The sequence below is a fragment of the Enterobacter sp. SORGH_AS_0287 genome (assembly GCF_031453695.1).
In the GTDB taxonomy this organism is placed as follows: Bacteria; Pseudomonadota; Gammaproteobacteria; order Enterobacterales; family Enterobacteriaceae; genus Enterobacter; species Enterobacter ludwigii.
Genome location: NZ_JAVIZW010000001.1, coordinates 4,392,908 through 4,410,969 on the forward strand (window position 1 = coordinate 4,392,908; position 18,062 = coordinate 4,410,969).

At 58.6% G+C, this 18,062-nt stretch carries 16 protein-coding genes; 14 read left to right on the plus strand and 2 right to left on the minus strand.

The genetic code is table 11. From position 1 onward, the window contains the following. The first annotated feature begins 6 nt into the window (after positions 1-6). The 12 genes from QE396_RS20955 (at position 7) to QE396_RS21010 (ending at position 12,062) form a co-directional block, all read left to right on the plus strand. A complete protein-coding gene (locus QE396_RS20955) occupies positions 7-1,029 on the plus strand; it encodes an aromatic ring-hydroxylating dioxygenase subunit alpha (RefSeq protein WP_020883703.1) in 1,023 nt (340 codons plus the stop codon). After that, positions 1,029-1,778 carry an SDR family oxidoreductase gene (locus tag QE396_RS20960; RefSeq protein ID WP_020883704.1) on the plus strand — a complete coding sequence of 250 codons (750 nt, stop codon included), beginning with the start codon at positions 1,029-1,031 and terminating at the stop codon, positions 1,776-1,778. The genes QE396_RS20955 and QE396_RS20960 overlap by 1 nt, the downstream gene beginning before the upstream one ends. A gap of 12 nt (positions 1,779-1,790) precedes the next feature. After that, entirely contained in the window at positions 1,791-2,579 is a 789-nt protein-coding gene (locus QE396_RS20965; RefSeq protein WP_020883705.1) for an IclR family transcriptional regulator, read from the plus strand. Positions 2,580-2,657: 78 nt separating this feature from the next. After that, a complete protein-coding gene (locus QE396_RS20970; protein WP_020883706.1) occupies positions 2,658-3,584 on the plus strand; it encodes a VOC family protein in 927 nt (308 codons plus the stop codon). Continuing rightward, positions 3,581-4,768 carry an NAD(P)/FAD-dependent oxidoreductase gene (locus QE396_RS20975; RefSeq protein ID WP_020883707.1) on the plus strand — a complete coding sequence of 396 codons (1,188 nt, stop codon included), beginning with the start codon at positions 3,581-3,583 and terminating at the stop codon, positions 4,766-4,768. Before QE396_RS20970 ends, QE396_RS20975 begins: the two co-directional genes overlap by 4 nt. Before the next feature lie 25 nt (positions 4,769-4,793). Further along, complete coding sequence (locus QE396_RS20980; RefSeq protein WP_020883708.1) at positions 4,794-6,050, plus strand: MFS transporter; 1,257 nt, start codon at positions 4,794-4,796, stop codon at positions 6,048-6,050. Positions 6,051-6,060: 10 nt separating this feature from the next. Further along, on the plus strand, positions 6,061-6,591 hold the full coding sequence (locus QE396_RS20985) for a cupin domain-containing protein (RefSeq protein WP_020883709.1): 531 nt from the start codon (positions 6,061-6,063) through the stop codon (positions 6,589-6,591). A gap of 9 nt (positions 6,592-6,600) precedes the next feature. After that, positions 6,601-7,371 (plus strand): alpha/beta fold hydrolase, encoded by a 771-nt coding sequence (locus QE396_RS20990; RefSeq protein WP_020883710.1) that lies wholly within the window; start codon positions 6,601-6,603, stop codon positions 7,369-7,371. Further along, complete coding sequence (locus QE396_RS20995) at positions 7,355-8,149, plus strand: SDR family oxidoreductase (RefSeq protein ID WP_020883711.1); 795 nt, start codon at positions 7,355-7,357, stop codon at positions 8,147-8,149. Before QE396_RS20990 ends, QE396_RS20995 begins: the two co-directional genes overlap by 17 nt. 9 nt (positions 8,150-8,158) lie before the next feature. Then, positions 8,159-8,929, plus strand: a complete 771-nt coding sequence (locus tag QE396_RS21000; RefSeq protein WP_020883712.1) for an aspartate dehydrogenase — start codon at positions 8,159-8,161, stop codon at positions 8,927-8,929. A 9-nt stretch (positions 8,930-8,938) separates the two neighbouring features. Further along, complete coding sequence (locus QE396_RS21005; RefSeq protein WP_014171542.1) at positions 8,939-10,408, plus strand: aldehyde dehydrogenase; 1,470 nt, start codon at positions 8,939-8,941, stop codon at positions 10,406-10,408. Between the two features lie 13 nt (positions 10,409-10,421). Beyond that, positions 10,422-12,062 carry a thiamine pyrophosphate-binding protein gene (locus QE396_RS21010; RefSeq protein WP_014171541.1) on the plus strand — a complete coding sequence of 547 codons (1,641 nt, stop codon included), beginning with the start codon at positions 10,422-10,424 and terminating at the stop codon, positions 12,060-12,062. A gap of 59 nt (positions 12,063-12,121) precedes the next feature. Here QE396_RS21010 and QE396_RS21015 read toward each other — a convergent pair whose 3' ends face one another. Beyond that, a complete protein-coding gene (locus QE396_RS21015) occupies positions 12,122-13,390 on the minus strand; it encodes an OprD family outer membrane porin (RefSeq protein ID WP_020883713.1) in 1,269 nt (422 codons plus the stop codon). Between the two features lie 220 nt (positions 13,391-13,610). Beyond that, a complete protein-coding gene (locus QE396_RS21020; protein WP_020883714.1) occupies positions 13,611-14,369 on the minus strand; it encodes a M48 family metallopeptidase in 759 nt (252 codons plus the stop codon). Between the two features lie 272 nt (positions 14,370-14,641). Here QE396_RS21020 and tkt point away from each other — a divergent pair, with 272 nt between their 5' ends. Next, a complete protein-coding gene (gene tkt / locus QE396_RS21025; protein WP_020883715.1) occupies positions 14,642-16,633 on the plus strand; it encodes a transketolase in 1,992 nt (663 codons plus the stop codon). Between the two features lie 382 nt (positions 16,634-17,015). Further along, positions 17,016-18,035 carry an erythrose-4-phosphate dehydrogenase gene (epd, locus tag QE396_RS21030; protein ID WP_014171537.1) on the plus strand — a complete coding sequence of 340 codons (1,020 nt, stop codon included), beginning with the start codon at positions 17,016-17,018 and terminating at the stop codon, positions 18,033-18,035. Positions 18,036-18,062: the final 27 nt, after the last annotated feature.

Sequence of the window (18,062 nt, forward strand, 5' to 3'; positions counted from 1 at the left end):
AATGCGATGACGACTACCGTACAAAACTATCTTGATAAAGGTCTGCGCGGCCTCTGGTACCCGGTGCTGGCCAGCTGGGAAGTTCAGTCTGCGCCCGTGGGGATCACCCGTCTGGGCGAACAGATTGTGGTCTGGCGCAACAAGGATGGCCAGGTGCAGGCGCTGGAAGATCGTTGTCCGCACCGTGGCGCGCGTCTGTCGATGGGCTGGAATCTGGGCGATCGTATCGCCTGCTGGTATCACGGCGTGGAAGTGGCGGGCAACGGCGAAGTGAAGGATGTGCCTGCGGTGGACAAATGTCCGCTGGTCGGCCAGCAGTGTGTGCGCAGCTACAACGTGCAGGAAGTACACGGGGCCATCTTCCTTTGGTTTGGCGTTACCGCCGATCAGCAACCCGACGAACTGAGCTTCCCGGACGAACTGGCTGACACCGACGCCTACAGCAATTTTCTCTGCACCGCCGCGTGGAAATGCAATTACCAGTACGCACTGGAAAATGTGATGGACCCGATGCACGGCACCTATCTGCACTCTTCGTCGCACTCCATGGCGGAAGGGGATCGCAAAGCGGATATGGTTCTGCAGCCGACGAAAACCGGGTTTATCTTCGAGAAAAAAGGCCAGAGCGGCGTCAACTTCGACTGGGTTGAGCTGGGCAACAGCGGCACCTACTGGATGCGTTTGTCCATTCCTTATAAGAAGCGTTTCGGGCCGGGCGGTCACTTCTTCATTGTTGGCATGGTGGTTCCGGAAGATAACGATAACTGCCGCGTCTTCTTCTGGCGTATCCGCCGCGTGCAGGGCTGGCAGCGCGATATGTGGCGTTTCATGTACCGTAACCGTCTGGAAAAACTGCACTGGGAAGTCCTTGAGCAGGACCGCGTGGTGCTGGAGAGCATGGCGCCAGATGCACGGGAACATGAATACCTTTACCAGCATGATGTGGGCCTTTCGCGCCTGCGCCGCATGATGCAAAAAGCGGCGAAAGAGCAGTTGGCGGCGCGTGAAGCTCAACAGGGAGCCGCCTGATGAATGGGCTGCTGAACGGGAAACGCATCGTGGTGACCGGTGCCGCGCGTGGGCTGGGCTTTCATTTCGCGAAAGCCTGCGCAGAGCAGGGCGCGGCGGTGGTGATGTGCGACATCCTTCAGGGCGAGCTGGCTGAAAGCGCGCATGGCTTAAGTGAGAAGGGCTATGCGATTGAATCACACGTTATCGATCTGGCCGATCCGCTCTCCATTTCGCGGGTGTTCAGCGCCATTGGCGAACAGGGACCGATCGACGGTCTGGTCAATAACGCAGCGATGGCGACCGGGGTCGGCGGCAAGGACATGCTTGATTACGATCCGGATCTGTGGGACCGGGTGATGAGCGTTAACGTCAAAGGCACCTGGCTGGTTACCCGGGATGCGGTACCGCTGCTGCGCGAAGGGGCAGCCATTGTCAATGTGGCTTCCGATACCGCGCTGTGGGGCGCGCCGCGCCTGATGGCCTACGTGGCCAGCAAGGGTGCCGTGATTGCCATGACCCGTTCAATGGCACGTGAGCTGGGTGAAAAACGCATTCGTATTAACGCCATCGCCCCGGGCTTAACCCGCGTCGAAGCGACGGAATATGTTCCTGCAGAGCGGCATCAGCTTTACGAAAACGGCCGGGCGCTCACCGGGGCGCAGCAGCCGGAAGACGTCACCGGCAGCGTGGTCTGGCTGTTAAGCGATCTGTCGCGGTTTATCACCGGCCAGCTGATTCCGGTCAACGGCGGTTTTGTCTTTAACTGAGGTAAAGCAACTATGGCAAGCGATCACGAAGTGAAGTACCTGGTGCCGGGGCTGGAGCGAGGCTTACAGCTGCTGCTGGCCTTTGGCGAGCAGCACCGTGAACTGACCTTTGCCGAGCTGCACAGGCTGGTCGATATGCCGAAAGCCACCGCCTACCGCGTGGTACAAACGCTGGAATACATGGGTTTTCTGGAGCGCAACACGCGAACCAATACCTTCTCGCTTGGCATGAACGTCCTGCGTCTGGGCTTTGAATACATCGCCTCACTGGATGTGGCGCAGGTCGGTCAGCCGGTCATCGAGCAGCTGCGTGACGTCAGCCAGTGCAGCAGTCATCTGGCGATCCGCGACGGGCGCGACATCATCTATATCGCCCGCGTCAGCGCCGCCGGTTCTCGCATCAATCAGGTGAGCATTGGTACCCGTTTGCCGGTGCACTGCACGTCGCTGGGGCGCATGCTGCTGACTGATATTTCGCGAGCCGATTTCGAACAGCTGTTCCCGCACGAGCGTCTGCCGGGCAACACGCCGGGCCAGATCCACGACCGTGAAGCGTTGTGGCAGATGGTGCAGCAGGACAAAGCACGCGGCTATGTGATCGGCGAATCCTTCTTCCGTCATGGCATCTCCTCCATCGTTTATCCGGTGTATGACCGCAGCGGAAGGGTGGCAGCCGTGGTGAGCATTCTGGTGCCTTCGGAGGAGATCCCGCAGACCGATCGCGAGCGCCTGCAAAACGATGTCCGCATGGCGGCGGATAAAATTTCTGGCTTCTTAGGGTATTTGTCACAGGCCAGTTAAATCATCAGGTTAACGCCAGGCGCTTCATTGCGTCGGGCATGTTTTACGCCCAATCTGGGCCAGACGAGGCAACGAACGATGTGTATAACCGGAATTGAAAAGCTGGAATTTGGCGTCGAGAACCTGACGCACTGCGCCAAATTTATGCGTGATTTTGGCCTGACGGGCGATGCCAGCGGCCAGCGTTTTACTACCCTGAGCGGCGCGCGCGTGGAGCTTAATCCTGTCGACAGCCCTGACCTGCCGCCAGCGTTTGAAGAAGGAAATACGTTGCGCCGGATGACCTGGGCAGTCGCCACCCGGGACGATCTGGAGGCGCTGCGCCCGAAGCTTGAGAAGCAACCCGGTTTTCGTGAGGTGGGCGACACGCTGGAGTGCCGCGATCCGAACGGCATGACCCTGCGCGTACAGGTCAGCCATCAGGTGCCGGTGGAGCTGAACGTCGAGCCGATTAACCAGTGGGGCGATGCCCGCCGTATCGACACGCCAAGCCCGGTCTACGATCGCGCCCAGCCTATTAACGTGGGCCACGTGGTGTTCTTCGTGGAGGAGCTGGCGGCGGTGGAGACGTTCTACCGTGAGGTGCTTGGGTTCCAGGTGTCTGACCGCTACATCAACCGTGCGGTGTTCCTGCGCTGTGGCGTGCGCGGCGGGCATCACAACCTGTTCCTTCTTCAGCTGCCTCACCGTAAGCGGGGTCTGAACCACGTGGCCTTTACCGTACGCGACATTCACGAGGTGATCGGCGGTGGGATAGCGATGAACAAAAACGCCTGGAGCACCTTTATTGGCCCGGGGCGTCATCCGGTCTCCTCGGCCTATTTCTGGTACGTCAACAGCCCAACCGGCGGGGCGTTTGAATACTACACCAACGATGATTACCTCACCGAAAACTGGCAGCCGCGCGAGCTGGAACATTCGCTGGTGTCGTTCACCGAGTGGGCGGTTGAGGGTGGGATTGACCACGACACTCGCCGTCAGCAGAAAAAGCCGGAGGCGGTATGACCTCGCGCATTGTCATTATTGGCGGCGGTCAGGCAGGTGGCTGGGCGGCGAAAACCCTGCGTGACGAAGGCTTCGACGGCGAGATTTGCGTCGTGGCGGAAGAGGCGTGGGATTTCTACGAACGCCCGCCGCTGTCCAAGGCTGCGTTACTGGAGCCGGACGCGCCGCTACCGCGTCTCTTTCCTGAAGCGGCGCAACAGGCATTGAACCTGACATGGTGCCGGCCGGTGCGCGCGGAATCTCTCGATTGTCACGCGAAAACGGTGCGCTTAAGCAACGGTGAATGCCTTAGTTACAACATTCTTTTGATCGCTACCGGTGGTCGGGCGCGTCTGCCGGGCGACGCGTGGGCGGCCCACCCGCAGGTCTATACCCTGCGCCACTGGCAGGACGCACAGCGGCTGAAGGCGCGCCTGGCAGAGAGTCAAAACCTGGCGATTATCGGCGGAGGCTGGATTGGCCTGGAGATTGCGGCCTCCGCGCGTAAATGTGGCGTCGACGTGACGCTGTTTGAGCAGCAGCCCGCGCTGTGCATGCGTTCGGTGAGTGCCGAGGTATCGCAGCAGCTGGAAACACTTCACCGCGAACAGGGCGTGGATATCCGCACCGGCTGCGGAACGCTGGAGCTGGAAGATAACAATGGTCTGCCGGTCATTCACTGTGACGGCAAGCGTGAAACCTTTGATGCCGTGGTCGTCGGGATCGGTGTTGATCTCAATCTGGAGCTGGCGCGCGATGCGGGTCTGCAGACTGAGCGCGGGATCGTGGTGGACGCTCAGGGGCGAACGTCGGATCCGTTTATTTTTGCTGCCGGTGATGTGGCCCAGCACCATCACTATGGGCTGTGTATTCAGTCGTGGGCCTTTGCCCAGAATCAGGCGGTTGCCACGGCAAAGGCGATGCTCAATCCCGGTGCCCCCGGCTATGACGACGCGCCGTGGCTGTGGTCGGATCAATACCAGCACAACATTCAGATCCTCGGTATTCCGCAGGCCGGCTGCACAACCCTTGCCCGGGATAATGCGCTGTTTTTCTCACTGGATGAAAACGGACGGCTGACCCAGCTGGTGGCGTTCAACGATGCGCGTACCGTCAAGCTGGCGAAACGCTGGATGGCTGCCGGAAGGGATCTGTCCGCGGTGCCGCTGGCTGACCCGACTTTTTCACTGATGTCATTGCGATAGCTAACCCGCACCCGTAGGGGGAGACATGACTACATTTGAGACTAACACCGCGCCGGTTGAGGCAAGCGGTGAGGGCACCCGCACGCCCGAAAAAGCGGTGCGCTGGGCCATCCCGCTGTCATTGCTGGCCTGCGTACTGCTGGCATTTTTCGACAAAATCAGCATTGCGGCGCTCTTTTCCGACAGCCATTTCCAGCAGGCGATGGGCATTGATTTTGACACCACGCGCCTCGGCATTCTGATGAGCGCCTTCCTGCTGAGCTACGGCTTCTCATCGGTCTTTTTAAGCGGACTGGGGGACAAGATTGCGCCGCTTCGCCTGCTCACCGGCATGATGGTGGTGTGGTGCGTGCTGATGGTAGCCATGGGGTTTACCCATAACTACACGATCATGATCGTCCTGCGCATTTTGCTGGGCGTGGCAGAAGGGCCGCTGTTTCCGCTGGCGTTTGCCATTGTGCGGCATAACTTCCCGCAGCATCTGCAGGCGCGAGCCACCATGTTGTGGCTGCTGGGTACCCCGGTAGGCGCGGCGATTGGTTTCCCTCTCTCTATCTGGCTGCTGAATGCCTTCGGCTGGCAGAGCACCTTCTTTGTGATGGCGATGCTCACCGTGCCGGTGCTGGTGTTCGTGCGCATTGGCCTGCGCGGGATCCGTCTGGGTGCCAAACCGGCTGCGGATCGCGAATCACAGGAGGAACGACGTGCCGCGCGGCGCGAGCTGTTTGTCAGTCCGCACTTCTGGATTATCTGCATCTTTAACATCGCGTTTCTCACCTACCTGTGGGGGATCAACGGCTGGCTGCCGGGCTACCTGATTAAAGGGAAAGGCATTCATCTTGAACACGCGGGCTGGCTGTCGTCGATGCCGTTTATCGCCATGCTGGCGGGTGAGGTGATTGGCGCATGGCTTTCTGACCGGGTCGATAAACGCGCGGTGGCCTGCTTTATCTCGATGGCTGGCGCGGGGTTAGGCCTGACGGCGGTCATGCATCTTGATACCCCGCTGGCCGTTATCGCGGCGATGAGCTTTAGCACCTTTATGTGGGGCACCGGTGCGCCGAACATTTTCGCACTGCTGGCGAAGGCTACCCATCCCCGGGTGAGCGCGACGGCGGGCGGTATTTTCAACGGGCTGGGAAACTTTGCGGGCGCGCTGTCGCCGGCGGTGATGGGCGCGTTGATCGCCTTCACCCACAGCATGGATTCCGGGCTGATTTTTCTGGCGGTGATGGCGGCGGTGGGCTGCGTCCTGTTACTGCCGCTGCTGAGACGTTACTGAGGAGAGTGTCATGACTGATTCAACCGTAACTGCAAAACCAGGCATTAAACCTGACCATCTGACCATGGAAGAGTGGATCGAGTCGCGCATTGCGCGCTTTGAAGGGCGTAAATATGACTGGAACGCGCTGAAGTTCCAGGCCGATTTCGATCCTAAATACCGCCGTGCGCAGATGCGCTACATCGGTACCGGGGCGACGGGCGTGGCAAGCGATACCAATACCGTGCCGGCTGAGCACTTTACCTTCTCCACCATGGTGCTGCCGTCGAAGTGCGAGGGACCATTGCATCTGCATGACGACGTGGAAGAGGTGTTCTTCATGCTTAAAGGGCAGATCACGCTGATGATCCAGGACGGCGATCACTACACCGAAACCGTGCTGCGCGAACGAGATCTGATCTCCGTTCCGCCGGGCATCTATCGCGGTCTGTTCAATCATGGTGAAGAAGAGGCGCTGATGTGCGTGATGCTCGGCACCAACAAGCCGGAAATCCCGACCTATCCGGCCGATCACCCGCTGTCGAAAGTGAAGCGGAACTAAGGGGGCGCGATGACGGGCTTTCGTGAACAGGGAAGCGGCATCCCGCTGATGCTGCTCCACGGCATCAGCTCCGGCGCTGCCTCCTGGCATAAACAGATGGCGCTGAACGGTTTTCGCGTGCTGGCGTGGGACATGCCCGGTTATGGCGAAAGCCCGATGCTGGTGGTTGAGCGCGCCAACGCGGGGGATTACGCCGACGCGCTGGCGGCCATGCTGGACCGCGCGGGCGTCTGGCAGGTCGTTCTGGTCGGGCATTCGCTTGGGGCGCTGGTGGCAAGCGCCTTTGCGGCGAAGTATCCCGAACGCGTACTGCATCTGGTACTGGCCGATGCCGCGCAGGGTTACGGCCAGGCCGAGCCGGCGCAGCGCGAGCAGGTCTGGCGTAACCGGGAGCAGCAGATGGCGCTTGGGGGCGAGATCCTGGCGCAAACCCGGGCCGCTAAATTATTACGCCCGGGCGCGCGTGAGGACGATATTGCCACCGTTGCGGCGGGCATGCGCAAACTGCGCCCGGAAGGCTACCTCGCTGCCGCATGGATGCTGGCACATGACGATATTCACGGCTGGCTGAAGCGTTACGCCGGTGACTTTGAAGTCTGGTGCGGCGAGCAGGACGCCATTACCCAGCCTGAGCTGGTTCAGGGGCTGGCGCTACGTTACGGCATGCCGTTTACCGCGATTCCCCTGGCCGGGCACGCCAGCTATCTCGATAACGACGCGTTTTTTAATCAACAGCTTTTACGTATCAACGAAGAGGTGCGCGATGAATGCACAAATTGACGGGCGCGTAGCGGTAGTCACCGGCGGTTCTTCTGGCATTGGTTTTGAAACACTGCGCTTGCTGCTGGGCGAGGGGGCAAAAGTGGCGTTCTGTGGCCGCGACCCGGACCGGCTTGCCAGCGCGCATGCGTCGCTGCAAAACGAATTCCCTGATGGCGAGATTTTCTCTCACCGCTGCGACGTGCTGGACGCAGACCAGGTTCAGACCTTTGCCCAGGCCGTTAAGTCCCGCTTTGGCGGGACAGACTTGCTGATTAATAACGCCGGACAGGGGTATGTGGCGCACTTCAATGACACCCCGCGCGAGGCCTGGCTGCATGAAGCCGAACTGAAACTGTTTGGGGTGATTAACCCCGTGCAGGCTTTTCAGCCGCAGCTGGAGCAATCGGATATTGCCTCCATTACCTGCGTGAACTCGCTGCTGGCGCTGCAGCCAGAGGAACACATGATTGCCACCTCCGCAGCACGTGCCGCGCTGCTCAATATGACGCTCACGCTCTCGAAAGAGCTGGTGAGTAAGGGTATCCGCGTGAATTCCATTTTGCTTGGCATGGTGGAATCCGGCCAGTGGCGGCGTCGCTTTGAGAACCGGTCGGATAAAAGTCAGAGCTGGCCGCAGTGGACGGCGGATATTGCCCGCAAACGCGGCATTCCGATGGCGCGTCTCGGTAAGCCGCAGGAGCCTGCGCAGGCTCTGCTGTTCCTCGCTTCGCCGCTGGCTTCGTTTACCACCGGTGCGGCGCTGGACGTTTCCGGCGGCTTCTGCCGTCATCTGTAAGGACACATCATGAAAAAAATCATGTTAATCGGCTACGGTGCCATGGCGCAGGCGGTCATTGAGCGCCTGCCCGAGCAGGTTGCCATCGGCTGGATCGTGGCGCGCGAGACGCATCATGCTGCTATCCGCCAGCAGTTTGGCGATGCGGTGGTGGCACTGACCTCGCCCGCATTATGTACGGATACTCCCGATCTGGTGCTGGAATGTGCCAGCCAGCAGGCGGTGGCGCAGTACGGGGAAGCGATTTTACGCCGTGGATGGCATCTGGCGGTGATCTCCACCGGCGCGCTGGCAGACAGCGCGCTGGAACAGCGTCTGCTCAACGCAGGCGGAAAGCTGACGCTGCTCTCCGGGGCGGTGGCGGGCATTGATGGCCTGGCAGCGGCAAAAGAGGGCGGGCTTGAGAAGGTGACCTACCAGTCGCGTAAAAGCCCGGCCAGCTGGCGCGGCAGCTATGCCGAGCAGCTTATCGATCTTAACGCCGTGTCCGAGGCGCAGATCTTCTTTGAAGGCAGCGCACGTGAAGCGGCACGACTGTTTCCGGCCAACGCCAACGTGGCGGCGACCGTGGCACTTGGCGGCGTGGGGATGGATGACACCCGCGTGCAACTGATGGTCGACCCGGCCACTCAACGCAATACCCACACGCTGCACGTCGAAGGGATGTTTGGCGAGTTCCATCTGGAGCTGAGCGGGCTACCGCTTGCCAGCAACCCCAAAACCTCCACCCTGGCGGCACTCAGCGCGGTTCGCGCCTGCCGTGAACTGACGCAGCGCTGAGGAGCGACGATGGACGATCTTAACATTTTCATTGGCGGCAACTGGCGGCGTGGCGGCGGTAACCTGATGCAGAGTCATTTCCCGGCAGACGGTGCGGTGAACGCCACGCTCCACGCGGCAAGCCTGGAGGATCTGCAGGAGGCTATCGACGCCGGAGAGCGCGCGTGGCGCGATCCTGCCTGGCGTAACAGCCTGCCGCATGCGCGTGCGAAGATCCTGCATAAGGTGGCGGATCTGATCGAATCCCGCGTCGATGAACTGGCCCGCATGCAGAGTCGCGACAACGGTAAACCGCTGGCGGAAGCGCGGGGGCTGGTGATGAGCGCGGCAGGCACGGCGCGTTATTTTGCCGCCGCCTGCGAGCTGCTGGAAGGTGAACTGCCGACCCCACGCCAGCCTGATGTGCTTACCCTCAGCCGATATGAACCGCTCGGCGTGGTGGCGGCTATCACGCCCTGGAATTCCCCCATTGCCAGCGAAATGCAGAAAGTGGCGCCGGCCATTGCTGCCGGTAACGCGGTGGTTCTCAAACCAGCCGAAGCCACCCCGCTGATGGCGCTGGAGCTGGCGCGTATTTTTGAGCAGGCAGGCTTACCCGCCGGGCTGCTGAGCGTGCTGCCGGGCAAAGGCTCGGTGATTGGCGATGCGCTGGCGCGTCACCCGAAAGTGCGAAAAATCTCCTTTACCGGTGGCACCACCACGGGCCGTCATCTGGCGCACGTGGCGGCGGAAAAATTGATCCCGGCCTCGCTGGAACTGGGCGGTAAATCCCCGACCATCGTGCTGGAAGATGCCGACGTTGAGCTGGCTGCGCGCGGGATCTGCTACGGCATTTTCAGCTCGGCAGGTCAGGCCTGTATTGCCGGTTCGCGGCTCTTTATCCATGAGCGCCTTTACGCCCCACTGATGGCGAGGCTGCTCGAGTTAACGCGCGGCCTGCGGGTCGGGCATCCCTTTACCGACGGCACCCATGTGGGACCGCTGATTAACGACGCGCACCGCAAGAGCGTGCAGGCTTACGTTGAACTGGCAAAGCGTGAAGGGGGCCGCGTGCTGTGTGGCGGGGAGATCCCTGCCGATCCACTGCTGGCAAACGGCAGTTACTTCCAGCCCACCATCATCGAAGGCCTGACCAACAGCGCGCGCGCCTGTCAGGAGGAGATCTTCGGCCCGGTGCTGGTGGCGATGCCCTTTAGCGATGAAGCCGCGTTGATCCGTGAGGCGAATGACTCCGTTTATGGCCTTGCCGCCGGGATCTGGACGCGGGATACCGGGCGCGCCCTGCGCCTGAGCGAGCAGCTTGAAGCGGGCACGGTGTGGATAAACACCTACAAAGTGTTTGCAATTTCGACCCCGTTCGGGGGCTTTAAAGAGAGCGGTCTGGGCCGCGAAAAGGGCATTCAGGGGCTGAAAGCCTGGATGCAGCAAAAGAGCATTTATCTGGCGACGGGTAACAGCGTCAACCACTGGTGCGACTGAGAAAGGGTGAGTAATGAGCGAAATGATAACCGTCGGCGACGCCATCGCCAGAACGCTGGAGCAGTATCAGGTTGAGGCCATCTACGGCGTCATCTCCATCCACAATTTACCCATCGCCGATGCGGTAGGGCAGCGCGGGAATATTCGCTTTGTACCCGCACGTGGCGAAGCGGGGTCGGTCACCATGGCCGATGCCCACGGCCGTTTTTCCGGGCTCGGTGTGGCGCTGACCAGTACCGGCGCCGGGGCGGGTAACGCCGTCGGCGCGCTGGTGGAAGCCATGAATGCCTGCACGCCGCTGCTGCATATCACGGGCCAGGTGGAAAAAGCCTGGCTGGATGCCGACACCGGCTTTATCCACGAAACCCGCGACCAGCTGACCTTCCTGAAGGCCAGCTCAAAACGGGCATACCGCATCAGCAACGCAAACCAGGCGATAGCGATCCTTCACAAGGCCATTCAGGAGGCGCAAACTCCGCCGTGCGGGCCGGTCTCCGTGGAGATCCCGATTGATATTCAGGGGGCGAAAATCCCCGTGTCGCTGATCACCGCTCCGGTGAAACCGACGTCGGTTTCCGCGGTTGATACGGCAGTGGTCGACACGCTGTGGGCGCAGCTTAAACAGGCCAGACAGCCGCTGCTGTGGCTGGGTGGCGGAGCGCTCGGTAGCGCTGATGCGGTAAAAAAACTGGCGGATGCGGGAGTGACGGTTATCTCCAGCACCCACGCGCGCGGCGTGCTGCCGGACAGCCATCGCGCCAGCCTGCGGGCGTTTCATAACTCGCCATCAGTTGAGGCGTTGATCGCGCAGTGCGACTTTACGCTGGTCGCTGGCTCACGCCTGCGCAGCAACGAAACCCGCTCGTGGACGCTTGAATTACCGCATCCCCGCGTCCAGATTGATATCGACCCCGCGGCGGCGAGCCGCAACTATCTGATGGACACAACCCTTGTGGCCGACTGCGCGGCGCTGTTAACCGCGCTGGCGGCTAAAGCTCAGGGGCGTGAATGGGGCGATGCACAGTGGGATACACAGGTGCAGCAGGCGCTGGCGAAAGCCGTTGCGGGACTGCGTGAGCAGTGCGGTGCTTATGCGAAGCTCAACGACGCCATCGAGAACGCGCTGCCGCAAGATGGCCTGCTGGTCCGTGATATCACCGTATCCGGAAGCCTGTGGGGCAGCCGTTTGTTCCGCGCCAACGGACCGCTGATGAACATTCACTCGCTGGCAGGCGCCATCGGCATGGGGCTACCGATGGCGATTGGCACGGCGATTGCCAACCCGCAACGCAAAGTGGTGGGGCTGGTGGGCGATGGTGGCGTAAGCCTGAATCTGGGCGAGATGGCAACGCTGGCGCAGGAGAAGGCCAACGTGACGCTGCTGGTGATGAACGACGGCGGTTACGGCGTCATGCGCGGCATTCAGGATAAGTATTTCGGCGGGCGTCAGTATTATAACGAGCTGCATACCCCGGACTTTACGCAGCTGGCGCATGCGATGGGGTTACAGGCGTGGAGCGTCGAACGGGCTGAGGATTTTGACGCGGTGATGACCGAAGCGCTTGCCATGCCAGGACCGTCGGTAGTGGAAGTGCGGATGGGACAGATTGGCGCGCTGAAGTTTGCCGGGCCGCCGCAGAAGACGTTGTACTAAGCGTGTTTACCCTCACTCCAGCCCTCTCCCTTAGGGAGAAGGGCGGGTGAGGGGCTTAATCAGAACACGTTAAACGGGTATTCCACGTACGCGCGGATCTCATCCCCGCCCACGTTATAGTCGCTGGCGTTGCTGGACACGCGCAGGACGGAGTAACGGAGTTTCAGTTTCAGATCTTTAGCCGGGCCGTCCTGCACCTGATACTGGATCTGGTTAAACCACTCATGCTCTTTACCGTTGCTGGTTTCAGAGGTCTTGATGTTGTCGCCACGCACGTAAGCTGTGGTCCAGCTCAGGCCCGGTAAGCCCAGACCGCCGAAGTCCAGCGCGTAAGAAGCCTGCCAGGAGCGCTCGTCTTCGCCGTTGAAATCAGACCAGTACGAGTTCGCCAGCCAGATGGTATTGCCGCCGTCACCTACGCCACCCTGATCGCGATAGCTACCATAATGATAGCCGGTGCTGCCGCTGCTCTGCTGATACGCCACCTTGAAGGTATGAATATCCCAGATGTAGCTTGCCGCCAGGCTCCAGATGCTATTGCTGCGTCCGGTATCAAGGCTGTCTGCGTAGCGCTGATCCAGGCGTGAGTTATAGCCGTTAAAATCGAGCACCAGCTGTTGCCCGGTGCTGAACGGCTGTTTGAAGTTCATTCCCAGGTACTGCTTGTTCATCACCTCTTCCACATGAGAGGCATACAGCGCACCGCTGAACTGGTCGTTGAACTGGTAGCTCGCACCGCCGAAGGAGAGGCTCTTCAGGCCGCTGTCGTGGCGGTCGTCACTTTTGCGCTGCTCATCGGTGAAGTAACCGGCGTTCACTTCCAGACCCGCGATCTCTTTTGAGGTCAGCATGGTGCCGGTAAAGCTTTCAAACAGCAGACGGGAATTGTCGGCATTCACAATCGGTAATTCCGGACGCTGGTTACCGTAGCTCAGCACGGTATTGGAAATACGCATTTTTGCTGTGGCGCCAAATTTCGCCAGATCGGATTTAGCCCGGCCATCATCTTCCTGTTTAAAGAAGTCAATGCCGCCCGCACCGCTCTTCCCACGACCGCCGTCCAGACGCACGCCATACTGGGCAATGCCGTCCACACCAAAGCCAACCAGCCCTTCGGTATAGCCTGATTCAAACGTGGCAACGATGCCCTGACCCCATTCGGCTTTGTCCTGCTGGCCCTGATGATAATCACGGCTGATATACGCATTGCGTAAAAACAGATCTAAATGGCTGTCATCAACAAACCCTTTGCTGTCGGATTGCTGGCTTGCAACGGCGGGTAATGCGGCGAATAAACTTAACGCAATTAATGATAATTCTTTTTTCACGGAGGGAACGTCTCTGTCTTAATATTGTAAATTGAATTACTGCGAGCTCGATAATTACCCGAATGGTAAATGATTGCAATAATTATGTGACGAGACGTTTCAGGGAAATAAGCCAGTGTTTGCGCGGCTTAGAAAGGTGCTAAAGTGCTATTACCGATATGTGCGGTTAAATTAACAATTCATGCGAAATAAAAAGGAGGCAAATATGCCTCCTTCTGAATTATTTAATTCCGTCTGCGGCCATACGGTCGCGAATATGCTGTGCGCGCTCTTCTGACGCCGGGTGGTCATCAAACATAGAGCTCTGGCGACCGGCTTCCAGTTTGGCCAGTTTTTCGAAGCTGGTGGCTAAACCTGATGGATTAATGCCGCGTTTGCGCAACAGATCGTAGGAGTAGTCATCCGCTTCGGATTCCTGACGCTGCGAGAACTGAGAGTTAACCAGCTTTTCACCCACATCGCCAAGCTGCGACTGTGACAGGCTGCCGACGATACCGCCCGTAGACGCCGCCGCGGCGCGGATGGCGTTAGTGCCTAACGCAACCTGCATGCCTTTCTTCACGTGGCCAAGTGCAACGTGGCCCATTTCATGGCCGATAACCGCTTCAACTTCGTTGTCGGTCATCATATCCATCAGCCCGCTGTAAACGCGGATGCAGCCGTTCGCCATCGCGAAGGCGTTTACATCTTTGGCCATGTACACCTTATAGTTCACCGGCTGGCCGTTAATGTTATCACCCAGCGCGGAGGCTATCTTATTCAGACGCTGCGTGTAGGTACTATTGGCCGGGGCAAGCGTGGCTTTTCCGTCCATATCTTTACAGGCCTGGTCGCTCAGCGCTTTAACCTGTGCGTCGCTCAGGGAGTAGGCCTGAAAGGCTTCTGCGCCTGAGGACATCAGGCCGTTAGAATCCATATTCTGACAGCCGCTCAGCAGGAGCGTTGTACCCAGGGCCAGCACTATTGCACGCATTTTCATGATGTCGCTTCCGTACTCGTTAATCTGAATAAAATCTGAAAAGTGCACCGGCAACGAAGCCGGGGTCGGGCTAAGTATAAGGAATATCTACGGGGCCGGGCGAGCAGATTGCGCAACATGCGAGCATGATCCAGAGATTTCTTAAGCTGCAAAAGAATGCTCCATGTACATGACATGCCGCTTGGGTTACATTGTTGGCACTTTTTTCCGGCGTAGCCCAAAACGCGCTGTCGTCAAGGGCATGGCCTTTAACAGTCCGATCTGGAGTTAAAATGTCCTCACGTAAAGAGCTTGCTAATGCTATTCGTGCGCTGAGCATGGACGCAGTACAGAAAGCCAAATCCGGCCACCCGGGCGCCCCAATGGGTATGGCTGATATCGCCGAAGTCCTGTGGCGCGATTTCCTGAACCACAACCCGCAGAACCCTTCCTGGGCTGACCGCGACCGTTTCGTGCTGTCTAATGGCCACGGCTCAATGCTGATCTATAGCCTGCTGCACCTCACTGGCTACGATCTGCCAATTGAAGAGCTGAAAAACTTCCGCCAACTGCACTCCAAAACGCCAGGACACCCGGAAGTGGGTTACACCGCAGGTGTAGAAACCACCACCGGCCCGCTGGGTCAGGGTATTGCTAACGCGGTGGGTATGGCGATTGCCGAGAAAACCCTGGCCGCGCAGTTCAACCGTCCAGGTCATGACATTGTTGACCACTTCACCTACGCATTCATGGGCGACGGCTGCATGATGGAAGGCATTTCTCACGAAGTGTGCTCCCTGGCAGGTACCCTGAAGCTGGGCAAACTGGTTGCGTTCTATGACGACAACGGCATCTCCATCGACGGTCACGTTGAAGGCTGGTTCACTGACGACACCGCGAAGCGTTTCGAAGCTTACGGCTGGCACGTTGTGCGTGGCGTTGACGGTCACGATGCTGACTCGATTAAACGTGCAGTAGAAGAAGCGCGCGCTGTGACGGACAAGCCGTCACTGCTGATGTGCAAAACCATCATTGGTTTCGGTTCCCCGAACAAAGCGGGTACCCACGATTCCCACGGTGCGCCACTGGGCGACGCGGAAATCGCTCTGACGCGCGAAGCGCTGGGCTGGAAATATCCTGCTTTCGAAATCCCATCTGAAATTTACGCGCAGTGGGATGCTAAAGAAGTGGGTCAGGCGAAAGAATCCGCATGGAACGAGAAGTTCGCTGCCTATGCGAAAGCCTTCCCACAGGAAGCGGCTGAATTTACCCGTCGTATGAAGGGTGACATGCCGTCTGACTTCGACGCCAAAGCGAACGAGTTCATTGCTAAACTGCAGGCGAACCCATCCAAAATCGCCAGCCGTAAAGCCTCTCAGAATGCGATTGAAGCGTTCGGTCCGCTGCTGCCAGAATTCCTGGGCGGCTCCGCTGACCTGGCGCCATCTAACCTGACAATCTGGTCTGGTTCTAAAGCAATCAACGAAGACACTGCCGGTAACTACATCCACTACGGTGTGCGTGAATTCGGTATGACTGCGATTGCGAACGGTATCTCCCTGCACGGTGGTTTCCTGCCGTACACCTCTACCTTCCTGATGTTTGTCGAGTACGCGCGTAACGCCGTGCGTATGGCTGCGCTGATGAAACAGCGTCAGGTGATGGTCTACACCCACGACTCCATCGGTCTGGGCGAAGATGGTCCAACTCACCAGCCGGTAGAGCAGGTGGCTTCCCTGCGCGTGACGCCAAACATGAGCACATGGCGTCCATGTGACCAGGTTGAGTCCGCCGTGGCGTGGAAATACGGTGTTGAGCGTCAGGACGGTCCAACCGCACTGATCCTCTCCCGCCAGAACCTGGCACAGCAGGAACGTACTCCAGAGCAGCTGGCGAACATCGCCCGTGGTGGTTACGTGCTGAAAGATTGCGCGGGTCAGCCAGAGCTGATCTTCATCGCGACCGGTTCTGAAGTTGAGCTGGCTGTTGCCGCATGGGAAAAACTGTCTGCCGAAGGCGTTAAAGCGCGCGTGGTTTCCATGCCGTCTACCGATGCGTTCGACAAGCAGGATGCCGCCTACCGCGAATCCGTACTGCCTAAAGCCGTTACCGCGCGCGTGGCAGTAGAAGCAGGTATCGCTGACTACTGGTTCAAATATGTGGGCCTGAACGGCGCAATCGTCGGCATGACCACCTTCGGTGAATCTGCTCCGGCAGAGCTGCTGTTCGAAGAGTTCGGCTTCACCGTTGAAAACGTTGTCGCGAAAGCAAAAGAACTGCTGTAATTGTTTGTAGGGGAGGGGCGCGAGCCCCTGTCCGTGCTCTCACTGAGAAGAGGGCGCAAACACCCTAAACGGTAACCTTTGGGTTACCGTTTTGTTTTTTTCACGCTATCCGCCTTATATGTCCACTATTCCTCAAACATGTAACGTTCCTGTGAATTATTCCATCCAAAATGTGACGCAAGTCATATAGCGCGCTTATTGCTCTGGACAGACATTCCTTTTATTCCCTGATTCGCTTATTCTAGCTGAAGCGTTTCAGTCGATTAAATGTTCGACAATTGACCAATCAATCGCAGTTTGTGACAGCAAGGATTCCCCTTCGGGCGTAGCTGGATTACTCTTTCAGCCACCTCAAACTCAGGGATAGCTTTGCAGGAGATCTATGACCGTACGCGTAGCGATTAATGGCTTCGGTCGCATCGGGCGTAACGTGGTTCGTGCTTTATATGAATCCGGGCGTCGGGCGGAAATAACCGTGGTGGCTATCAACGAACTGGCGGATGCTGCGGGCATGGCGCATTTGTTGAAATATGACACCAGCCACGGACGCTTTGCCTGGGATGTTCGCCAGGAAAGAGATCAGCTGTTTGTCGGCGACGATGCCATCCGCGTGCTGCATGAGAGCAGTATTGCCGGGCTACCGTGGCGTGAACTGGGTGTGGATATCGTACTTGACTGTACTGGCGTATACGGTAACCGCGAGCATGGCGAAGCGCATCTGACAGCAGGTGCGAAAAAAGTCCTGTTTTCCCATCCTGGCAGCAACGACCTCGACGCGACCGTCGTATTTGGCGTGAATCAGCATGAGCTGCAAGCCGAACACCGCATTGTTTCCAACGCCTCCTGCACCACCAACTGCATTATTCCGGTCATCAAACTGTTAGACGATGCGTATGGCATTGAATCCGGCACCGTAACCACGATTCATTCAGCGATGCACGATCAGCAGGTGATTGACGCCTACCACCCGGACTTACGACGCACGCGAGCCGCGAGCCAGTCAATCATTCCGGTGGACACAAAACTGGCGGCAGGTATCACCCGTTTTTTCCCGCAGTTTAACGATCGTTTTGAAGCAATTGCCGTACGTGTACCGACGATTAACGTCACCGCAATTGACCTGAGCGTGACGGTGAAAAAACCGGTAAAAGCCTGTGAAGTCAACCTGTTGCTGCAAAAAGCGGCACAGGGGGCATTTCATGGTATAGTTGACTATACGGAATTACCGTTGGTCTCAGTAGATTTTAACCACGACCCGCACAGCGCCATTGTCGATGGCACTCAAACGCGCGTCAGTGGCGCACACCTTATCAAGACGCTGGTCTGGTGTGATAACGAATGGGGCTTTGCTAACCGAATGCTCGACACCACGTTAGCAATGGCCGCTCAAGGTTTCAGGTAAGACGCATCGTGCGTCTGCAAAACTTTA